The 18,292-nt window shown below is 66.4% G+C and carries 15 protein-coding genes; 6 read left to right on the top strand and 9 right to left on the bottom strand.

The annotated features are described in order from the left end of the window. Window positions 1-252: 252 nt before the first annotated feature. From D187_RS14315 to D187_RS14305, 3 genes are read right to left on the bottom strand one after another with little or no spacing between them, the layout of a single operon-like run. Window positions 253-1,656 (bottom strand): hypothetical protein, encoded by a 1,404-nt coding sequence (locus tag D187_RS14315; protein ID WP_002621575.1) that lies wholly within the window; start codon window positions 1,654-1,656, stop codon window positions 253-255. Beyond that, window positions 1,653-2,126, bottom strand: coding sequence for a hypothetical protein (locus D187_RS14310; RefSeq protein ID WP_002621574.1), 474 nt, complete (start codon window positions 2,124-2,126; stop codon window positions 1,653-1,655). The genes D187_RS14315 and D187_RS14310 overlap by 4 nt, the downstream gene beginning before the upstream one ends. Next, window positions 2,123-4,363, bottom strand: coding sequence for a glycosyltransferase family 4 protein (locus tag D187_RS14305; protein ID WP_002621573.1), 2,241 nt, complete (start codon window positions 4,361-4,363; stop codon window positions 2,123-2,125). The genes D187_RS14310 and D187_RS14305 overlap by 4 nt, the downstream gene beginning before the upstream one ends. Before the next feature lie 43 nt (window positions 4,364-4,406). Between D187_RS14305 and D187_RS14300 the strand changes: the two genes are divergently transcribed. The 4 genes from D187_RS14300 (at window position 4,407) to D187_RS14285 (ending at window position 9,287) form a co-directional block, all read left to right on the top strand. Beyond that, window positions 4,407-5,498 carry a glycosyltransferase family 4 protein gene (locus D187_RS14300; RefSeq protein WP_002621572.1) on the top strand — a complete coding sequence of 364 codons (1,092 nt, stop codon included), beginning with the start codon at window positions 4,407-4,409 and terminating at the stop codon, window positions 5,496-5,498. 68 nt (window positions 5,499-5,566) lie between these two features. Further along, a complete protein-coding gene (locus D187_RS14295) occupies window positions 5,567-7,393 on the top strand; it encodes a bifunctional metallophosphatase/5'-nucleotidase (RefSeq protein WP_002621571.1) in 1,827 nt (608 codons plus the stop codon). A 233-nt stretch (window positions 7,394-7,626) separates the two neighbouring features. Next, window positions 7,627-8,016, top strand: coding sequence for a hypothetical protein (locus D187_RS14290; RefSeq protein WP_002621570.1), 390 nt, complete (start codon window positions 7,627-7,629; stop codon window positions 8,014-8,016). A 65-nt stretch (window positions 8,017-8,081) separates the two neighbouring features. Continuing rightward, on the top strand, window positions 8,082-9,287 hold the full coding sequence (locus D187_RS14285; protein ID WP_002621569.1) for a hypothetical protein: 1,206 nt from the start codon (window positions 8,082-8,084) through the stop codon (window positions 9,285-9,287). Here the strand turns inward: D187_RS14285 and D187_RS55120 are convergent, their stop codons facing one another. Continuing rightward, entirely contained in the window at window positions 9,288-9,425 is a 138-nt protein-coding gene (locus D187_RS55120; RefSeq protein ID WP_002621568.1) for a hypothetical protein, read from the bottom strand. It lies immediately after the preceding gene. A 566-nt stretch (window positions 9,426-9,991) separates the two neighbouring features. Here D187_RS55120 and D187_RS55115 point away from each other — a divergent pair. Together D187_RS55115 and D187_RS14275 are read left to right on the top strand one after the other, a co-directional pair. Next, entirely contained in the window at window positions 9,992-11,533 is a 1,542-nt protein-coding gene (locus D187_RS55115) for a restriction endonuclease (RefSeq protein ID WP_155893343.1), read from the top strand. 193 nt (window positions 11,534-11,726) lie between these two features. After that, window positions 11,727-12,898, top strand: a protein-coding gene (locus D187_RS14275; protein ID WP_155893342.1) for an IS3 family transposase whose coding sequence is annotated in 2 segments (ribosomal slippage) — window positions 11,727-11,982 and window positions 11,982-12,898 — 1,173 coding nt in all. Because the reading frame shifts where the segments join, the coding sequence is not laid out codon by codon here. Window positions 12,899-13,078: 180 nt separating this feature from the next. Here the strand turns inward: D187_RS14275 and D187_RS14270 are convergent. From D187_RS14270 to D187_RS14250, 5 genes are all read right to left on the bottom strand, one after another. Further along, window positions 13,079-14,941 (bottom strand): DUF4209 domain-containing protein, encoded by a 1,863-nt coding sequence (locus tag D187_RS14270; RefSeq protein WP_043429680.1) that lies wholly within the window; start codon window positions 14,939-14,941, stop codon window positions 13,079-13,081. Between the two features lie 238 nt (window positions 14,942-15,179). Next, window positions 15,180-15,974 carry a nucleotidyltransferase family protein gene (locus D187_RS14265; RefSeq protein WP_002621561.1) on the bottom strand — a complete coding sequence of 265 codons (795 nt, stop codon included), beginning with the start codon at window positions 15,972-15,974 and terminating at the stop codon, window positions 15,180-15,182. Between the two features lie 20 nt (window positions 15,975-15,994). Beyond that, window positions 15,995-16,693 carry a GrpB family protein gene (locus D187_RS14260; RefSeq protein WP_043429677.1) on the bottom strand — a complete coding sequence of 233 codons (699 nt, stop codon included), beginning with the start codon at window positions 16,691-16,693 and terminating at the stop codon, window positions 15,995-15,997. Between the two features lie 4 nt (window positions 16,694-16,697). Further along, window positions 16,698-17,567 (bottom strand): sulfotransferase family protein, encoded by an 870-nt coding sequence (locus tag D187_RS14255; RefSeq protein ID WP_002621559.1) that lies wholly within the window; start codon window positions 17,565-17,567, stop codon window positions 16,698-16,700. Between the two features lie 8 nt (window positions 17,568-17,575). Further along, window positions 17,576-18,280, bottom strand: a complete 705-nt coding sequence (locus tag D187_RS14250) for an SDR family oxidoreductase (RefSeq protein WP_043429888.1) — start codon at window positions 18,278-18,280, stop codon at window positions 17,576-17,578. Window positions 18,281-18,292: the final 12 nt, after the last annotated feature.

Genomic DNA, 18,292 nt, shown 5'->3' with positions numbered 1-18,292 from the left:
GGAAAGCAAGCGGGACCGCCAGCCGGGCGGGAGGGCGTGCCTCACCCCTTCTCCTCCTCGGCCCCATTGCTGGAGCGCGTCGCCGAGGCGCGCGATCACGGGCGGCAACAGGGCGGACACCCACACCGTCCCCTGGAGCGGTGGGAGCCGGGCGAGCATGGGTAGCACCGGCAGTGGAAATCTCGGTGGAAGGCGCACGAACTGGCGCGCTCATCCGAGTCCCCGCCCGGCTCCGGGGGTTGTCCGCCGCGCTCAGGTGGCGGTGGGGGGAGTGGCTGGAGCGGGGGTCCGCGTGGCGAGGGACCGCACGGGGGCGTTCCAGGCGGCGAGCGCGCAGCAGAGGGCGGCGACGATGAAGTAGTAGTAGTTGCAGAACGCCTGCTTGCTGAAGGCGAAGAAGATCATGATCAGCAGGCCCACCGCCAACGCGAAGCCCGCGGGGGTGCGAGGCGCTCGCCAGAGAGCGAGGCCAATCACCGGCAGCACCGCGACGAAGCCCAGCAGGGGCGGTGGCCGCACGCCCATGTGCTGGTTCCACCAGGCCAGATAGCTGAGCGACTCGACGCGGAAGGGCTGGCGCAACTGGAAGGTGATCATGTCCTGGTAGAAGGCCACCGGATCGAGCACGGCGAAGGGCAGGGTGATCACGGCGGCGACGGCCACGGCCTTGAGCACGGTGCGCACCGTGGCGCGCCAGGGCGAGGGGCCCGGGTGCAGCAGGACGACGAGCGGGGCGGCGAGGATCAGGTAGTGCTTGCTGGCGAAGAGCAGGCCCAGCGCCACGGGCAGCACCCGGGGGGCGCGGCAGGCACTCCAGACGGTCAACGCCATGAGGAACGCGATATGGGCCTCCGTCCAGCCCTGCTCGAGCACGAAGAAGGTCCGCGGGGTGAAGAGGAAGACCGCCGCGGCGACGGCGGGCAGGCGTCCCGGCTGGCACTGGCCCATCAACACCGCGGCCAGCCCCATCGCCACCAGGTTGGCCCAGCGGTAGTCCCCGCCGAGCACATACCCGATTCCGGCGATCAGCAGGCTGAGGGGCGGATAGGTGAAGCCCACCTGGACCCGGCCATTCGCCAGCAGCCCCGGCTCGTAGAACAGGTCGTGTCCGTAGATGTCCGGCATGGTGATGGCGTAGGGATTCACGCCCCGGCCCAGGGCCTGGAGCGCCTCGACGTGCCAGGCGAAGACGTCGATGTGCGGCCGGGGCGAGGCGCGCAGGATCCAGTAGCCCAGCGCCAGATGGACGCCCACGAGCAGCGGCAGCCGCCAGCGGCCCAGCCACGAGTCACTTCCCAGCCCCGCTCCCGCGAGCACCGCCGCGGCCGCGATCCCCATGAGAAAGGGCTGGAAGCCCTCCCTTCCGGGTCTCAGGTACATGGCGGGCGAGGTCGTGCAGAGCTGGGCGAACTGCCAGATGAGACCCGCGCCCAGCACCAGGACCGCCAGGCGCTCGGCCTGCCGGGTGGCGTCCTCCCGCCGGAGCGTGGGCAGGACGAGGGCGAGCGTCGAGGTCACCACCGCCACCGTGAGCCACGTCACCGACTGCGGGTGGAGGTTTCCGTTGGACACCTGGATGGCGTAGCCGAGCCCCACGGCCGCGATGGCGACCAGGGGCGCGAAGAGGGACCGATCGTTGGGCGCGGGGGTATTCATCCCCGCCCTGGCGTCTTGGCGGCGCGGCGCTTCGAGGGCGGCGTCGGAGTGGGCGCTGGAGTCGGCTCCGGAGGAGGTGTCTGGGCGGCACGCAGGGCCTCCACCTCGGCGCGTAGCCGCACCACCTCGGCGGAAAGCTGGGCGTAGGAGTCGCGCACATGCCCGTTGAAGGCGCGCTGGCGGCCGAGCGTCTCGTTGATGAACACCTGGCACGTCTGGCGGAAGGCCCACTTGGCCACCAGCACGAGCTGGCCCGCGCCGCCCCGGTGGGTGTGTGGGGGCAGCGGGCGGGTGGGGTCCGAGTGCTCCGCCAGCGCCTGGAGGTTGAAGGCGAGGGGATCCACCCGGGGCTCCACGCCGGAGGGAGGCACGTCCACGGGCTCGGAGGACGGCAGGCCCCGCGTGCGCAGGCGCTCCTCGATGCGCGCGATCAGCTCGCGCGCGGGGATGTCTCGTCCCAGCAGTTTCATCGGCTCTTCTCCCTCACGATGCGCTCCATCTCTTCGCGGTAGGCGTCCACCACCTGCGGCCACGTGTGGCGCTCGGCGTACGTCCGGGCCTTCTGGCTCAACCGGTCGCGCTGCTCGCCCACCTCGCGCAGCCCCGAGATGAAGGACTCCAGGTCCGTGTAGACGCGGCCCGCGCCACTGCGCTCCACCTGGCCCACCAGCACCTCCGAGTGCCCGTTGACCAGCACCGGCGTGCCCGAGGCGAAGGCCTCCAGCGTGAGCAGCGACAGGCTCTCGAAGCGCGAGGGCACCGTCACCGCCAGGGCTCCAGCCAGCGCGTCGTACTTCTCCTGCTCGCTCAGGCGGCCCACCGCGTACACGCCCTCGCCGCGCAGCTCCATGTGCGCCTCGCCCGCGAGCACCAGATCCGGCGCGTCGTGGAAGCGCGCGCGCAGCTCCCGGTAGTGCGACAGCAACTCGGGGATGCCCTTGCCGGCCTCCAACCGCCCCAGATAGAGCAGATAGGGGTTGTGCAGATCGTGGCGCTCCCGGAAGCGCTGGGGCTTCACGTCCGGAGGCACCTCCACCCCCACGCCCACCACCCGCGCGCGGGCATGACCCGGCCAGGCCCGGTCGATGAGCGCCACCTCCTCGGGCGTGTTGCACAAGAGGGCGCGCGGGCGCTCGAAGACGTCCGCGTAGGCGCCGAAGCGCAGGGGCGGCTCGTCATGCGCCGTGGGCACGAGCACCGCCCGGTCCGCCACCAGCGGCAGCCCCCACACCGTGGGCGCGTAGAGGTAGGTGAAGAAGACGAAGCCGTCGTAGTCGGCGCCGTGCGTGTCCAGGTGCTCGAGCAGCCCGGGCACCACCGGCCCCTGCTCGGCCACCCAGTGCTCCTCGCGCAGCCGCTCGTTGCTCCGATCGAACACCTGCCGGGACAGGGCGTTGAAGGGCCGGATGTGGCGCACGCGCGTCACCGGGAAGCGGAGGATCCGCACGCCCCCCTCGGCCCGTTCCTCGCCCGGAGGGAAGGCGTTCTCCCAGGTGAGGTGGTTCTTCGCGCAGGTGGTGAGCACCGTCACGTCCCAGTGCGGCGCGAGCTGTTCCACCACCTGCTGCGCGTGGCGCTCGGCGCCTCCCGTCACCTCGCCGTAGCGCTGCACCACGAAGCCCACGCGGGGCTTCTTCCTCGTGCTCCGGGTGGGCCGCGCGGGCTTGGGAGGAAGAGGCAGGGCGCGCGCGAGGGCTTCCTGGCTCGCGTCGGCGGAGAAGTGCTTCAACCGGCGGGCCTGGCCCGCGAGCAGCCGTTCGCGCAGGGCCTTGTCCTCGCACACCTCCACCACCAGCTCGGAGAGGAAGGCGAAGCGCTTCTCGTCGAAGGCGATGCCCGCGCCCCCGAGCGTCTCCGGCACGGCCGCCGCGGCGTAGGCCAGCACGGGCACCTCGGCGGCCATGGCCTCGATGAGCGGGACGCCGAAGCCCTCGTGCTCGCTCATGGAGACGAAGACATCCGCCGAGCGGTACGCCGCCACGAGCTGGGCATGGTCGAGCCGCCCGAGGAAGTGCACCCCGGACAGTCCCCGGGCCGTGCGCTGGAGCGAGCGGAAGTAGCGGCTGCCCGGCTCATAGCCGCCCACCAGCAGCAGGCGCGCCTGGGGCCGCACCTCGAGCACCTGCGCGTGCAGCGCGAGCAGATCCTCGAAGCGCTTGTGGGGGGCCACGCGGCTCACCGAGAGCATGACGGGGCCGGGGCCCGTGAGCCGCCGCAGCATCTCCGTGTCCGCACCTGCCCGGGCGAAGCGGGAGGGCTCGACGAAGAGGGGCACGGTGTGCACGTCGCGGTAGCCGGCCTCGCGCAGCTCGGCGCTGTTGTAGTCCGACACGCCCAGGGCCACGTCCACGAAGGGGGCCATGGCGGCGAGCTGGGCCCGCCCGGTGCGCAGTGCCTCGGCCAGCGGGGTGCCCGCGTAGGTATTCGCGGGGCTGATGTTGTGGAAGACGACGCCGCGGCGGCAGGGCAGGTGCAGGAGCTGGCCGCTCAGCGGCGAGGCGATGCCGTGGTGGTAGAGGACGAGATCCTCCGGCCCCGGGCGCAGCGCGGCGGCGGGGTGCGCGAGGGAGCCCAGGCCCTGGCCGACCTCGGCCGCGTACAGCTCGCCCGCATGGCCGAGTCGGCGCAGCAGCAGTTGCAGGTGCAGGGCCGCCTGTCCGGTGGCATCGCCCGCCACGAAGCTCGGAATCAGCTGATGGACCGCCATAGGGGGCCCCTGCCTATCACAGCACCGTGTTATGAGGCGCCCCGTGTCCATTGGTCCTGTCGCTTTCGACGCGAGTCTGTGGGACGAGCCCATCACGGGCATCGGTCTGTATACCCACTGTCTGGCCGAGGGCCTCGAGTCCCGAGGCGTGCGGCTGCAGCGGCTGGGGGCCCGGGTGTCGGGTGATGAACCGCGGGGGACGTTGGGGCGCACCGCCTACGTCCTGGGTCGGTTGCCCGAGGCGCTGCGTCAGTCGGGGGCGCGGCTCTACCACGCGCTGGGCAACTTCAACCTGCCCCTGGTGCGCACCCCCGGCACCCCCTACGTCGTCACCGTGCATGACCTGATTCCGCTGTTGATGCCGGAGACGGTGTCCCGCGCCTACCACTGGCAGTTCCGCGTGTGGCTCGCCCGGAGCGTCCAGGTGGCGGATCGGATCCTCTGCGTGAGCGAGCGCACGAGGGACGATCTGCTCGCGCGCCACCCGGAGGCGGAGGGCCGGGTGGCGGTGGTGTACAACGGCGTGGATCATGTGGACCGGCACGTGCCGGACGCCGCCGCGCTGGACTTCCTGCGCGCCCAGGCGCTGCCCTCGCGCTTCGTGCTGTACGCGGGCTCGCTGGACGTGCGCAAGAACGTGGGCCTGGTGCTGGACGCGCTCGAGCGGCTCAAGGCCCGGGGTCGTGCGGTGCCCCTGGTGCTGGTGGGGCAGCGCTGGTTCGGCTCGGGAGCGGTGGAGGGACGGGTGGAGCGGCTGCGCGCCCAGGGCCATGACATCCGCGCGCTGGGCTACCAGCCGGAGTCCGTCTTCTATGAGCTGATGCGGCGGGCGTCGGTGTTCGTCTTCCCCTCGAGGTACGAGGGCTTCGGGCTGCCGCCGCTGGAGGCGATGCGGCTGGGCACGCCCGCCATCGTGTCCACGACGGGCGCCACGCCCGAGGTGTGCGGAAGCGCCGCGCCCGCGGTGCGGCCGGACGACGCGGAGGGGCTGGCGGAGGTGGTGGATCGGCTGCTGCGCTCGGAGGAGGAGCGGCGGCACTGGGCCCAGGCGGGGGCGCGGCACGCGGCCGCGTTCACCTGGGCCCGTTGCGCGGAGCAGACCCTCGCCGCGTATACCCACGTCCTGGCAGGGTAGCCCGCCGTCCCCCGCGGGCCCGAGGCGGGTTGCCAGGGGGAGGGCGCTGGGCTCAACTCGGCGCCCTCATGTCTCCCTCCCGACTGTTCCTCACGTGCGTCGCCCTCGCGGCCGCGGGTTGCGCGAGCGCCCCGCGTTCCCTCTCCTCCACCACGTCCGCCCCGAACGCGCGCCCCGCCGAGCCCGTGCGGCTCACGCTGGTGGGCACCAATGACTTCCACGGCTGGTTGATGCCCCATGACACCACCCTGCGCAGCGGGCTGGTGCTGGAAGAGGGCGGGGCGGCGGCCTTCGCCGGCTACCTGGCCCGGCTGCGCGCCGACAACCCCGGGGGCGTGCTGCTCGTGGACGCGGGCGATCTCTTCCAGGGCACGCTCGCCTCCAACCTCACCGAGGGTGCCTCCGTCATCGATGTCTACAACCAGCTGGGCTACGCCGCCGCCGCGCTCGGCAACCACGAGTTCGACTACGGGCCCGTGGGTCCCAAGGCGGTGCCGGGGCCGGGCGAGGATGCCTTCGGCGCGATCACCGCGCGCATCCAGCAGGCGCGCTTCCCCCTGCTCACCGCCAACGTGTTCGACGGTGACTCGGGCAAGCCGCCCGCGTGGCTCGGCAACGACGGCACCCGGCTGGTGACGCTCCAGGGCGTGAAGGTGGGCCTCGTGGGCCTCACCACGCCGTCCACCGCGCGCATCGGCAACCCCGCCCAGTTGGGCTCGTTGCGATTCGGTGACATGCGGCCCGCCACGCTCGAGGCCGTCCAGCGGCTGCGCGCCCAGGGCGCCGAGGTGCTGGTGGGCATCGCGCACGCGGGTGGCAAGTGCGCGGACCTGTCCAATCCCCACGACACCTCGAGCTGCGATCGCTCGGATGGAGAAATCTACGGGCTCGTCGAATCCCTGCCCCCGGGCACCCTGGACGCCGTCTTCGCCGGCCACACCCACCAGGCCATGGGCCACTTCTTCAACGGCGTGCCCGTGCTCTCCACCCAGGGCCAGGGCCGCTCCTTCGGCGTGCTGGAGCTGTTCGTGGACCCGGTGAGCCACGCGGTGCTGCCCGAGCGCACCCGGCTCCAGGCCGCGATCCCCGTGTGCGTCCGGGTGGAGGAGCAGAGCGGGAGCTGTGACGCGCGCAAGCTCAAGGACCTGGGGGCGGACGCGAAGCTCGTGCCTCCCACCTTCCTCGGGGGCCCGGTGGTGCCGGATCCGGAGGTGGAGGCGGTCGTGGCCCCGGCGCTCGCCCGGGTGGAGGAGGAGCAGCGCCGTCCCCTGGGCTTCACCGTCGCCTCCCCCCTGGGGCGCAACTACGAGGCCGAGAGCGCGCTCGGCGACGTCATCACCGATGCGATGCGGGAGATGGAGAAGGCGGACGTGGCGCTCGTCAACTCCGGCGGCCTGCGCGCCAACATGAAGGCCGGCCCCATGACGTACGGAGATCTCTACGCGGTGTTGCCGTTCGACAACACCGTGGCCATCGTCACGCTCTCCGCGGACGAGCTGCGTCGTCTGCTGACGGCTGCCTATGGCGCGAGCACCAGCATGTTCCAGGTCTCCGGTCTCAAGGTGACGCTCGCGCGTTGCGCCGGGCCCCAGCGCTTCCGCGACGCCACGCTGCCGGATGGACGGCCGCTGGATGCGAAGCGCATGTACCGGGTCGTCCTGCCGGACTTCCTCGCGCGCGGCGCGGGGGGCCTGGGCGTGGTGCTGTCCCAGGTGCCGCCCGAGCGCATCGATCTGGGCGCCGGCCGCGAGCTGACCCTGCGCGAGGCGCTCGCGGCGTGGTGGAAGAGCCGGGGCACGCCGGTGACGGCACCTGCTACAGGCCGCATCAGCTACGTGGATGATGGCGGCCCGTGCGCCGCGCGCCCGGCCTCCGAGCGCCCCGAACGACCATGAAAAAATTGGCGCCTCCCGGTCGCTGGCCGCACCATCGGCCGGTGATCGGGAGGAGGGTTCCCGGCCGAGTCCCCGCAAGTATCCGAGATCTGGACGGATCGCCGCGCGGGCCGAAAAATCGGCTTGGGATCAGTTTTCAACTACCCTTTTCCTCCTTAGTCTAGTGACGGCGCGCCGTGATCCGAGGAGCCTCTCAGGCTCCCATCAGGGCCCGCCGGCTGGGGAGGAAACACATGCTCTACAAAGTGACCCCGATGATGCCGCCGCCGGGCTCCAAGGAGACCAAGGCGCGCGAGGCGGGTCAGCCGCGCAAGCGTCGCAAGTCGGCCATCTTCGATGCCGAGGGCCAGGAGGTCCTCATCTCGTTGATGTGCCTCAAGTGCCGCTCGCTCAAGCCGCTCGCGCAGTTCGGTCTGCGCAAGATGGCGGATGGAGCCATCCGCAATCAGCCCTGGTGCCGCACCTGCCGCTCGGGCGCGGGCAAGCCCAAGGAGAAGGCCGGCGAGAACGTCGCGGCGCTCGAGCAGCCGTCCGCGGTGGCCGCCACCCTCCAGGTGGTTCCCGCCCCCGAGGCCGCGGTCGACGAGGACGAGTCGTCCATCGCCATCGCTTCCCAGGGTTGAGTCCGCTTCACCCCTCCATGCCGCCGCGAGGCTTCCGACGCGTCTACCAGGCGGGAACGCCGGACGTGAACGGCCGCTTCATGGGCGGCACGGAGATCATGCACCTGGTGGCGCACGCGGGACGGCTCTACGCGGCGACGTCCACCCTGTGGGATCAGCCCGGGGATGATCCAGCGGTGGGCGCGCAAGTGCTCGTGCTGGACCGTCCGGACGCGGGCTGGCGCGTGGAGTACGAGTTCGCCGCGCGCCACTGGCGGATGAGCCTGGTGTCCGTCACCTTCACGGTGGATGGGCGGGGACGCGCATTGCCGGCGCCCGTGAGCATGCTGTTGGCGGCGCCCTCGGACGGACAGGGGCACGCGACGATCCACGCGCGTGACGAGGCGTCGGGCGTGTGGACGGAGATGTCGCTGGCCCGGAGCAGCGGGCGGGCCTCGAGCGTGCGGTGCGTGGGGATGCACCGGGACCGGATCACGGGCATCGAGCGCGTCTTCGCGGGGACGTTGCCCGGAGGGCTCTACAGCGGCGTCTACGACGCGGACGTGCCCGGACGCATCCGGTGGAGCGAGTCCCCCGAGCTGTCGGGCTACAAGGCGCGTCCCATGGCCTTCGCCGAGTGCGATGGGGCGCTGCACGTGGCGATCAAACCCTGCCTCTACCGGCTGGTGGATGGCGAGCAGCCCCGATGGGAGACGGTCTACACGCTCCCGGGCGAGGTCACGCGCATCAGCAGTGGGCTGCGGGGGCTGACGACGATTGCGCACCCCTCGGGCCACGGCGAGTCCCTGCTGGCCGCGCTGGAGGGAGAGAACGCGCGCATCGTGCGGATCGACCCCGGCGACGGCTACCGCGAGACGGTGGATCTGGACGTGCTGGAGTTCCTCGGCGAGCAGGGGGGCCGACGTCCGGGCTATGCCATCGTGGCCTATGACGACATGACGCCCGTCCCGCTTCCGGGCCAACGGGGGACGGCGCTGCTCATGGGACTCGAGGCGACCCACAGCACCGAGCACGCCACCCATCCCAAGGACGGCTGGGAGCCCGAGGGCCGCTACCTCATCCGCCATCCGGAGGGGCGCTACGAGCTGCGGCGGATCATCGATCCAACGCTCGATCCGATGCCGCCCCTGGTGTCCACGCGCACCATCCGGGTGTCTCCCTTTGATGGAGAGACGATCTACTTCGGGGGGTATGACCCCAACTCGGTGCCCGCCCACAACACGGGCTGGGTGTTCTGCGCGCCCCTGGAAACCGTGCTGTCGGGCGACTGACTACTCCGGCAATTTCTCGGGCAACGTTTCCCCGATGAAGGCTTCGAGGGCTTGCCGCGCATATTCCTTGAGGCGAGCCATGCTCGCTGCATCATCGAAATCAATTGTCTTTGCCATGTCACGAAACAGAGAGAGCACGGCCTTGCACTCAGAAGGACGGCGAGTTGCCGGTGATTTGCGACCCGCGTCGCTTTCAACCAGCTTGAGAACGAGGGTTGCGTCCTCGTGGAATTCTTCTCTTACTTTCGCATCCCCCTTGTGCTGCGAGTCCCCTCTAGTCCTACTCGGTGACTTGCCTAGGGCATTCGGCGACCCTCCGAGGTAAGTCTCTCTGAGTGGGTACGAAATGACCAAGTAGGACTGGCAGGCTGCTGAAAAAGGGTCGGACCCCCTGCTGTGCCCCCAACATTTGGGGGTCGGTCCCGATGCATTATCCATCTGGTAGTGGGTCGTCTGGGGGTCGAAGGACTTTTTCAGCAGCCTGCTAGGTTCCATCCCGCCCATTCGCCAAGGGGCGAGCTTGCGCGACTGCCTCTTCATGTATGCTCAGAGGCATGACACGCACTCCTGAGTTCCTGGGCTTCATCACATATGACTATGACGAGCCAGTGGTTTCGCCAAAGAACCCCCTCTTCCAGTGGTCAGCAGTCTGATCTGTGCAGGACAATTAGCGCGGGAATAAGATTTATCCGCAGAGAATGACAATGGACGACATCAGAAATAGTGACCTTTTAGAAAACACAGACAGCCTTGAGCCGAACACGCTTGGACTGGAAGAATTCTCAGGCAAGTCAACCGCCGCATTAATCAAATTGGCAAAGGAGCACAGCTCTCCTGATGGCGCAGTGAAAATAAATTTTCAACTAGCAAACATCGGCAACACAAATGACCCTGCAAACATCGCCTATGACTATCTTGAGGCATTATGGATCGGAGAGAGACTATCCAAGCATTGCAAGAAGGTAACCAGCGAAACAAAGAGCTTGAGCTATTACGAAGTTTATGTCGTGTTTTCAATGTGGCCTTCGGATTTTGAAGAATGGGCCCGCGAACTGGTTCAATTGACAATAGACCTTGAACTCTGGGGTGAAGACTGCCCGGACGGATATGAAATTTACGACCCCATCACAAAGGCAGAGGGCATCTCAGAAGTCGAGGACGACATTTTCAACGGCAGTTCTAAAATCTGCCTCCCAGAGTTGGCGGATTGTTTCATTGCGAATTTCATACACGGGACTTTCTACCATGAGGAGGAGGCGTATTGGAACGAGAGATTCCCCACTTGGCGCCATGGATTTTGGAAGTCGGCCCTGAGTAGGGAGATTGGGTATGATCTATACACCTCCACGAACTCTCAGGGCGTGTGGATCGCCATGTCCGACAAGGACAAGATAGAAGATTTGCTATCGCAATATGGCGGATTCAGCGAGACGGGCCGCAAGCTTTACTTGGCTGAGTATCTCCGACTCAACGACGAATCGCCTTTTCTGGTGAGCGTCCGCAACTCAGTTTACGCGCCAGTTCAACAGGTTGAGAGCGCGCTTGAGTGCTGGGAAAAATGTCTACAGGACAAAAAGCGCAAGTCCAAGGCAAATGACGACCAGTATTCTAGTGCTTGGCAGGACTTCTCATGGAGAATGACTGAGCATGGTCAAGCAGTGGTGGCCAGTCACGACAACGTTCAGTTTGTGGCGTTTTGCAGTTCAGCGGATTCTCTACGGCCAGAGCAACTGCAAGACACTCTTGCGAAATTGGAGAACTCCGCAGACAGACTGAGGCAACTTGTTGGCCTTCCACCATCCTCTCTGTGCAATTGGGACTCCATTAACGAGGAGGACTTTGAGGAACTCTGTTATGACGTGCTCAGGCGAACGGGTATTTTCGATGAGCGGACGATTCGAAAGCACGGAAAGACCCGCTCAAGAGATGGGGGAAGAGATATCGAAATCTGGAGTCGCTCTCGCATAGGAAAGCCTGGCGTCAAGTGGATTTTCCAATGCAAATATCTGTCGACCTCCCGCTCGTTGGGCGCGGGTCGTATCGATATGTCGGATGTTGTAGAGCAATATGGTGCGGGGGGGTTCGGCGTGATGACAAATTCCGTTATTGATTCCACTCTCTATGACAGGATGGATGCGATAGCTGCCAGAAGGGACCTGGAGTTGATGTCTTGGTCTAAGTTTGAGCTGGAGAGATTTATCACACCTAGACGAGACTTACTTCGTCGCTATTTTAAACATGATTAAGAGTCCATTTGCCAGGAGTCTGCTCTGTCTTCCTACCATGGCCGAAACGCTCGCTCCACATCCCGGCATGGAGGGGGCAAGGCTCTGAGCGCCATCCGATCTCCGGGAAGCGCTCGGTGAGTGTCAACGTGGTTGGGACTGACCCGCTTTTGTGGACATACCTCGTAAGTCGGCTACACGGGCGGTAGTGTCCATGGAGCGAAGAAAAAGACGGAGCTTCAACGCGGAGTTCAAGGCCGAGGCGCTCCGACTGGTGCGCGAAGTAGGCAAGAGCGTCCCCCAGGTCGCCAAGGACTTGGAGCTGACGGACTCGGCTCTGTGTAACTGGGTGAAGCAGGCGGAGGTAGACGAGGGCAAAGGCCCTACGGGCGCGCTCACTTCGGCCGAGCGGGAGGAGTTGACGCGGCTGCGCAAGGAGAACCGCCAGCTGATGATGGAGCGTGACTTCTTAAAAAAAGCGGCGGCCTTCTTCGCGAAGGAGGGCTCGACGTGAAGTTCGAGCTGATGGACGCGCAGAAGGCCCATTTCCCCGTGAAGTTCATGTGCCAACAGCTGGGCGTGTCGCGCTCGGGCTACTACGCCTGGCAAGGGCGCCCGGAGTCCGCGCGGCAGGTGTCGGACCGGGCACTGGCCAAGGAGGTAACCCAGGTGCACCACGACAGTCGCCGCACGTACGGCAGTCCGCGAGTGCACGCGGAACTGCGAGCCCGCGGCCAGCGAGTGAGCCGCAAGCGTGTGGTGCGGCTCATGCGCGAGCAAGGACTGGCTGCTCGCAGGCGACGGCGCTACGTGGCCACGACGGACTCGCGTCACCATCAGCCCGTGGCGCCCAATGTCCTCGCGCGGGACTTCTCTCCCGCTCAACCCAACACCACCTGGGCGACAGACATCACCTATGTGGGCACGCGCGAGGGAGGGCTGTACCTGGCGGTGGTGCTCGACCTGTTCTCGCGCAAGGTGGTGGGCTGGTCGATGAGCGAGACCATCGACCGGCATCTGGTGCTCGCGGCGCTGGACATGGCGCTCAAGGGCCAGCAACCGCCACGAGGACTGGTGCATCACTCGGACCGAGGCAGCCAGTACGCCAGCGAGGACTACCAGCGAGCCCTGACGGCACGAGGCATTGAGTGCAGTATGTCGCGCAAAGGCAACTGCTGGGACAACGCCGTGGTGGAAAGCTTCTTCAGCACCCTGAAGCAAGAGCTCGTCTACACCACGGACTTCACCACGCGCGAGCAAGCCCGGTTGGCACTCTTCGAGTACATCGAGGTCTTCTACAACCGGCAGAGGCGGCACTCGACCCTGGGCTATGTCAGTCCAGTGAACTTCGAGCTTGCGGCCTTACCGCAGAAGTTGGCAGCATAACCCCACTGTCCACGTCAGCGGATCAAGCCCACTCTGGATGGGGAGGTGTAGTTGTCGTTGATGGGGAGGTGTAGTTGGCGCTGAGCACGAACTGCGCGACATGGCGGAGAAGATCGTCAACTGCTTCGTGCAAATCACGAAGCAGCGGGACTGACGGCCATCACGTCGAGCCCACCAACGTCACTCCGTCTCAGTGCCTGCTCTCGATGAGAGCCAAACAACATAGGCCAACTGATAGAGGAGCGCGAGAGCGATCCCGGCGGACTCTGCCGTGCAGTGCTGAGGACCTGCCAGTCCATGAGCAATCTCATTCCGGAGATTCAATCCCGTCTGTGAGTTCAGCACCGAATCGAGATGCTCCCACAGGTCGCTCCCAAGATACTCCTTAACGGACCGCCCATCCGGAAGCGTTAGGCGCATCAGCTTTCCAAACGGAACATCGTCGGTCCGAGATGTTCCGTCACCAACGTCCGCCTTGAATTCCGTTGTGTCTACTCCAAGCCTACGGAAATGTCGGCGTAGGATGTCCTCAATCCGCAGGACTAGAATGTGCGTGGCGGAAATGAAGTCCTGCGCGATGAGACGCTCGCACCCCCGCCGAATGAAGAGAAGCGAGTCTTCATCCAATGCGAGCGGGAAGAGCGGAACGATGAGGTGCTCTTCTGTCAGCCCGGTGGCTTCCGCTGCGCGCGCCACAGTAGTACTGACAGCAGCACCGAATAGACTGGCCTGCAACATCGCGCGACTTTCGACGTCCAAGTCTAAGTTCGTTTGCGGAGACTTACTCTCGCCCACTACCTTCCCAGGGCTAATCACCGTCCGCCTGGCCATTGCCAGCAGAGGTGTCTGGGTGCTTGTCTCCTTCACATGCTCAGCGATCTCCTTACGGTTAGGAATCTTGCGAACGGCCTGCTCGGCGAGCGCCACGGCTGTCTTATCTGGCGTCTCTTGCGTATAGTCCATGAGCTGACTTGGCACCTTAAATGAAACCTTGAAGGGAATGATTTCCCCCGCCTCCAGGCCCCGATTAAGGGCCGCTTGCTCCGCGCGCTGCAACTGAGCGATGTCGTCAGCGGTGAAAAACCGTCGCTCACGCTCGACAAGTTGTCGCGCCTCGCGAAAGGCGTCTGCGGCAATGAATCCCTTCCCCGTCTTCTCGAAAAATTCGGCCCGACGCACGATCGCAGCAAATGTCCGCCGAACCTTGCGCTCGTGGACCTTGTCGCCCTCCTCACCCCAGTGCCTCCGAAGTTTGGCCTCGGCCTCAGCCACTCGGATCGAGCCCACATCCTCAAGCGGATTAGACTCGTAGAACACTGCGGCCTCGCCGAGGAGACCAAGCGACCTCTCCTGGAGCGCTGGGGACGCTGCGGATGCTGGCAGGTCCGTAAGGTGCTCAAGATAGTCGGCAAGCCAGCGATACCGCAGGTATTCCTTCTTCTCTTCCCGCGGAAACGTCAGCGACTCCTCCGCCAAGCCAAGGATCCATTGTGACCACTCCGCGTACGCCTCGTTTCTAATGACGCCGGGTCGGGCCATAAGAGGCCCCGCCGCCGAGAGCGCGCTATCGATCCACACGGCCATAGAGTGTGCTGGATCACTCTTGCTGCCCTGAATGCACCCACTCACGTACTCACGGCAAGACGTCAGAAGTTCCCACTGGAGCTCGATCCACGTCCTCCCGCGTGGCTCCGAACGAAGAAGGACGAAGGATAAGTAGTGTAGCTTGAGGACGACATCCCGCGTTTCCTTGGCTCGCTCACGGCCGTAGGCCACCGTGCTTTCCGATATTCGGTACTGCTTGGCGTAGGCTTCATAAGTACCCCCGCGATACGGTGACACACCCTTTGCCGGCGAGAGCCAGAGATCGATCAAGCCCAACTCCCAGTGCAGCACTTCGACCGTAGCAGCATCGCCCTCTGCCTCCGCCCGCTTCAGTGCCGCCAGGGCAATGCCCCTCTTTGGCGCGTAATGCTCCAACTGCTCTGGCAACTGCGCAGGAGCGTCGTAGTCTGAGCCTAGAATCTCCGCAGTGCGCGTCATGAGCTTCAGGATAGACCGATCGCTGCGGATCGCCAAACACCTAGACCAGGACACAGACCGGACGGTATTCTGCAGCTCAGCCTGACATTTGTGGTTCTCAATACGTGGCAGCGGCGAACGCCATTCTACTACCTTAGCATAAGCTTCTTTATGCAGTTCACCGCGTAAAGGATGGGCCAATGAAGCCAAGGTGTTCTCCGCGCCCTTAGAGGTCATCCTGTCGGGTGGCTGAGCGTCTTCAAAAGAGAGCGTCGAGGATCACGCGGGACTTGTCCTGGCGGGCACAGGCGTAGAGGCGGCGCTTGAACTCCTCGAGGTGCTCGAAGCCGGGGCCGAGGTGGTTGGGAATCCACTGGCGCAGCCGTCCATCCATGCCCTGGATGTCGTGGTCGGCGTAGCGCTCCAGGTGCTCCAGCACATTGGGCTCGGGGGTGTATCCCCGACACAGGAACTGGAGGATGCGGAAGGTCGTGCGGTAGCTGGTGTCGAGCACGCGCGGGTGCGTGATGAGCCGCAGCCGCCTGACGTGCAGATCCTCGAGCCCGCGGTCGAGTGGATCCAACAGGATTCGCTCGCGGCAGTCGTAGAAGAAGGCGTTGATGGAGAAGTCGCGCGTGAGGGCGTCCTCGCGCACGTCTTCCCGGGCGACGAAGGTGGTCGTCCACATCTCGTCGTTCTGGATGTCCTTCCAACTGCGCAGGATGTTGAGGTCCACGCCGCCCGCCTCGTTCCCCCAGCGCAACGTGCCGAAGCGCTCGAGATGCAGGAGCACCGGATCGATGTCGGGATGGGCCTCGCGCAGCAGCCGGTGCACCTCCTCGAGGGGCCGATCCAGCGAGAGATCGATGTCCCGTCCGGGTTGTCCGAGCAGCCAGTCCCGAGGCGCCCCGCCCACGATGAACACGCGCAGGCCCCCATCCAGGAACAGCCGAACCAGGTCGCCCACGCGCACTTCGCGCTTCGCGTCCCGGTAGATCGTCCGCCGCAGGGCCTCGTCCACCCGGTTCGAATCAAGGGGGAGGGTGGGAAACATGTGCGTCCGCTCCAATCCGCTCAAGCGCCCGAGCCCTCGCGCGCCTCGGCCCAGGTGTTGGCCCGGGCGGTGAGCTGCTGGAGCAGGTGGCTCTTGAGCACGCTGTATTCGAGCCAGCTCTGTCCGGGTTCGGAGGCGAGCTGGTGCTTGAGGCGCTCGTATGCCTCGCGCTCCGAGGGATGTTCGCGCAGGTAGTCGCGCGAGCGCAGTAGGTTCGTGAACCAGACGGCCCGGGCGTCGCACAGGTGGATGACGAGGGCCCCGTCCTCGTGCAGCCGCCAGAACCAGGAGAAGCCGGGATCGATGGGGCTGGGGCCGTGGAAGCGGTAGCCGAGCGAGCCGAGGACTTCTCCATACCGGGGCGCATCGAGCGGAGTCCTCACCGCGACCGCGAGGTCGATGATGTTCTTGCCCGACAGGCCCGGGATGGCGGTGCTGCCGACATGCTGGATGTCCACCACGGGCTCGTCCGTCAGTGCCTGGAGGAGCCGCGTCCGCTCTTGCTCGAAGCGCTGGGGCCAGGAGGGGTCATACGCGCGCAGGCTCAAGCGTGGCTCGGGCGGCCGGAGTCTCGCGTAGCGCAGGACGAGCTGTTCGAGGGGCTCGCCTCCGATGTCCTCCACGCCCAGGCGTTCCTTGAGCCGGCGGATGAGCCGCCGCATCTGAAGGGCTCCCTCCATCCATCCGGGGATGGTCCTCGCGTCGTCCACGGGTTTCATGTGCTCACGCCGCCCGGGGCCGGTACCAGGAGGACAGCGGACGGCCGAGGAGTGCTTCCAGCCGTTCCCCATCGGGCCGGAGTTCTTCCCGCAGCCGGGCCTCGAGTTCCGGCGCGAGCGGAGCGCCACGAGGGCCGTGGTGGAGGTGCTTCGCCGTCTTGCGCTCGAGCTTCTCGAGGACCTCGGGCGAGGCCGCGCGCATCTGCCTCAGCACCAGGGGCCGGATACGTTGCGCGGCTCGTATGGGATCGAACTCCAGGGTGACGTCCGGATCCACTCCCAGGAAGTCGAGCAGCCCGCGCATCGCCCGCGTCGGATCGCTCATCAACTCCTCGAAGAGGAGGACGTGGACGCGCCGCTCGCCGAAGACGCGCAGGAAGCGCTCCACGGCCTCGGAGAAGCGGGCCAGGGCGCGGTACTGCAAGCCCTCGGGGAAGTACACCCGGGCGGGGAGCCGCTGGCCCTGGGCCCGTGCCGCTTCCGCCTCCAGGGCTCGTGCGAAGTCCTCCAGCTCCTCGTTGCCCGTGCGCAGGAAGAGCGCGTGCAGCGACTGCATCATCTCCAGGGGATCTCTCAGCATGATGAGGATGCGCGCCTCGGGCGACCAGGCGTGGATCTCCCCGGCGGCCCGCTTCGACATCCAATAGAAGACGGAGCCCTCACCGATGACCCGGGCCTCGCCCGCTCCGGCGAAGAGCCGCAGGTAGGCGGCCTCGTCGGAGATGGCGAGCGGATGGGGCGTGAGATCCGAGCCGAAGAAGAGGGGCTCCTTGAGCAGCGACAGGAAGATGTCCGGGTGCTGCTTGAGGTACGTGTACACGGAGGTGGTCGCGCACCGGGGCGCCCCGACGATGAAGAAGTTCGGCTTGCGCATGCACCTCTCTACCAGGGGAAGTCCTGCCGGTCCTTGAAGAAGCCCCCCCGGGGCCCGTTGTCCGGAAGCGTGGCGAGCCAGGTGATGGTGTCCGCGCCCTCCTCGACGGAGCGATCCGCGTGCATGCCCCCCATGTGGGTGCGCACCCAGCCCGGGGTCATGGCGTTGACGAGGATGTTGGTGTCCTGGAGCTCGTCGGCGAAGACGCGGGTCATCGCGTTCATGGCCACCTTGGACAGACGGTAGGCGAGCCGGCCCGCGGTCATCTTCGAGAAGGAGCCCAGGCCGCTGGACACGTTGACGATGCGGCCGTAGTGGTTCTGCCGCATGAGCGGCACGAAGAGCTGCGTGAGGTGCATGGCGCCGTAGAAGTTGGTCTCCAGGGTGGGCCGGACGACCTCGTCGAGGCTCACCTCGAGAGCGGGCGTGTTGCCGTCCAGGGAGACGCCCGCGTTGTTGATGAGCACGTCCAGCCGTCCGAACTCCCGGGTGATGAAATCGGCGATGCGCACACGGTCCGGTGCGGAGTCCACGTCGAGCGGTTGAAAGCCCACGTGCAGTCCCTCCTCCGCCAGGGTGGAGACGGCCTCCTTGCCCTTGTCCTCCCGGCGCGCCGTCAAGATGACCTGGAGGCCGAGCCTCGCGAGTTGACGGCAGGCTTCCAATCCAATGCCACGGTTCGCGCCCGTGACCAGCGCCACTCGTCGTTCCACGTTCCTGGCTCC

The organism is Cystobacter fuscus DSM 2262, assembly GCF_000335475.2.
GTDB classification, from domain to species: Bacteria; Myxococcota; Myxococcia; order Myxococcales; family Myxococcaceae; genus Cystobacter; species Cystobacter fuscus.
This window is presented reverse-complemented; position numbering and strand designations above follow the sequence as displayed.

Bases quoted from the DNA above. Each gene is read 5' to 3' on its own strand.
- D187_RS14255 (WP_002621559.1), bottom strand. From the start codon at position 17,567: ATGCGCAAGCCGAACTTCTTCATCGTCGGGGCGCCCCGGTGCGCGACC.
- D187_RS14265 (WP_002621561.1), bottom strand. From the start codon at position 15,974: ATGTTTCCCACCCTCCCCCTTGATTCGAACCGGGTGGACGAGGCCCTG.
- D187_RS14290 (WP_002621570.1), top strand. From the start codon at position 7,627: ATGCTCTACAAAGTGACCCCGATGATGCCGCCGCCGGGCTCCAAGGAG.
- D187_RS55115 (WP_155893343.1), top strand. From the start codon at position 9,992: ATGGACGACATCAGAAATAGTGACCTTTTAGAAAACACAGACAGCCTT.
- D187_RS14260 (WP_043429677.1), bottom strand. From the start codon at position 16,693: ATGAAACCCGTGGACGACGCGAGGACCATCCCCGGATGGATGGAGGGA.
- D187_RS14305 (WP_002621573.1), bottom strand. From the start codon at position 4,363: ATGGCGGTCCATCAGCTGATTCCGAGCTTCGTGGCGGGCGATGCCACC.
- D187_RS14315 (WP_002621575.1), bottom strand. From the start codon at position 1,656: ATGAATACCCCCGCGCCCAACGATCGGTCCCTCTTCGCGCCCCTGGTC.
- D187_RS14310 (WP_002621574.1), bottom strand. From the start codon at position 2,126: ATGAAACTGCTGGGACGAGACATCCCCGCGCGCGAGCTGATCGCGCGC.
- D187_RS14270 (WP_043429680.1), bottom strand. From the start codon at position 14,941: ATGACGCGCACTGCGGAGATTCTAGGCTCAGACTACGACGCTCCTGCG.
- D187_RS14295 (WP_002621571.1), top strand. From the start codon at position 5,567: ATGTCTCCCTCCCGACTGTTCCTCACGTGCGTCGCCCTCGCGGCCGCG.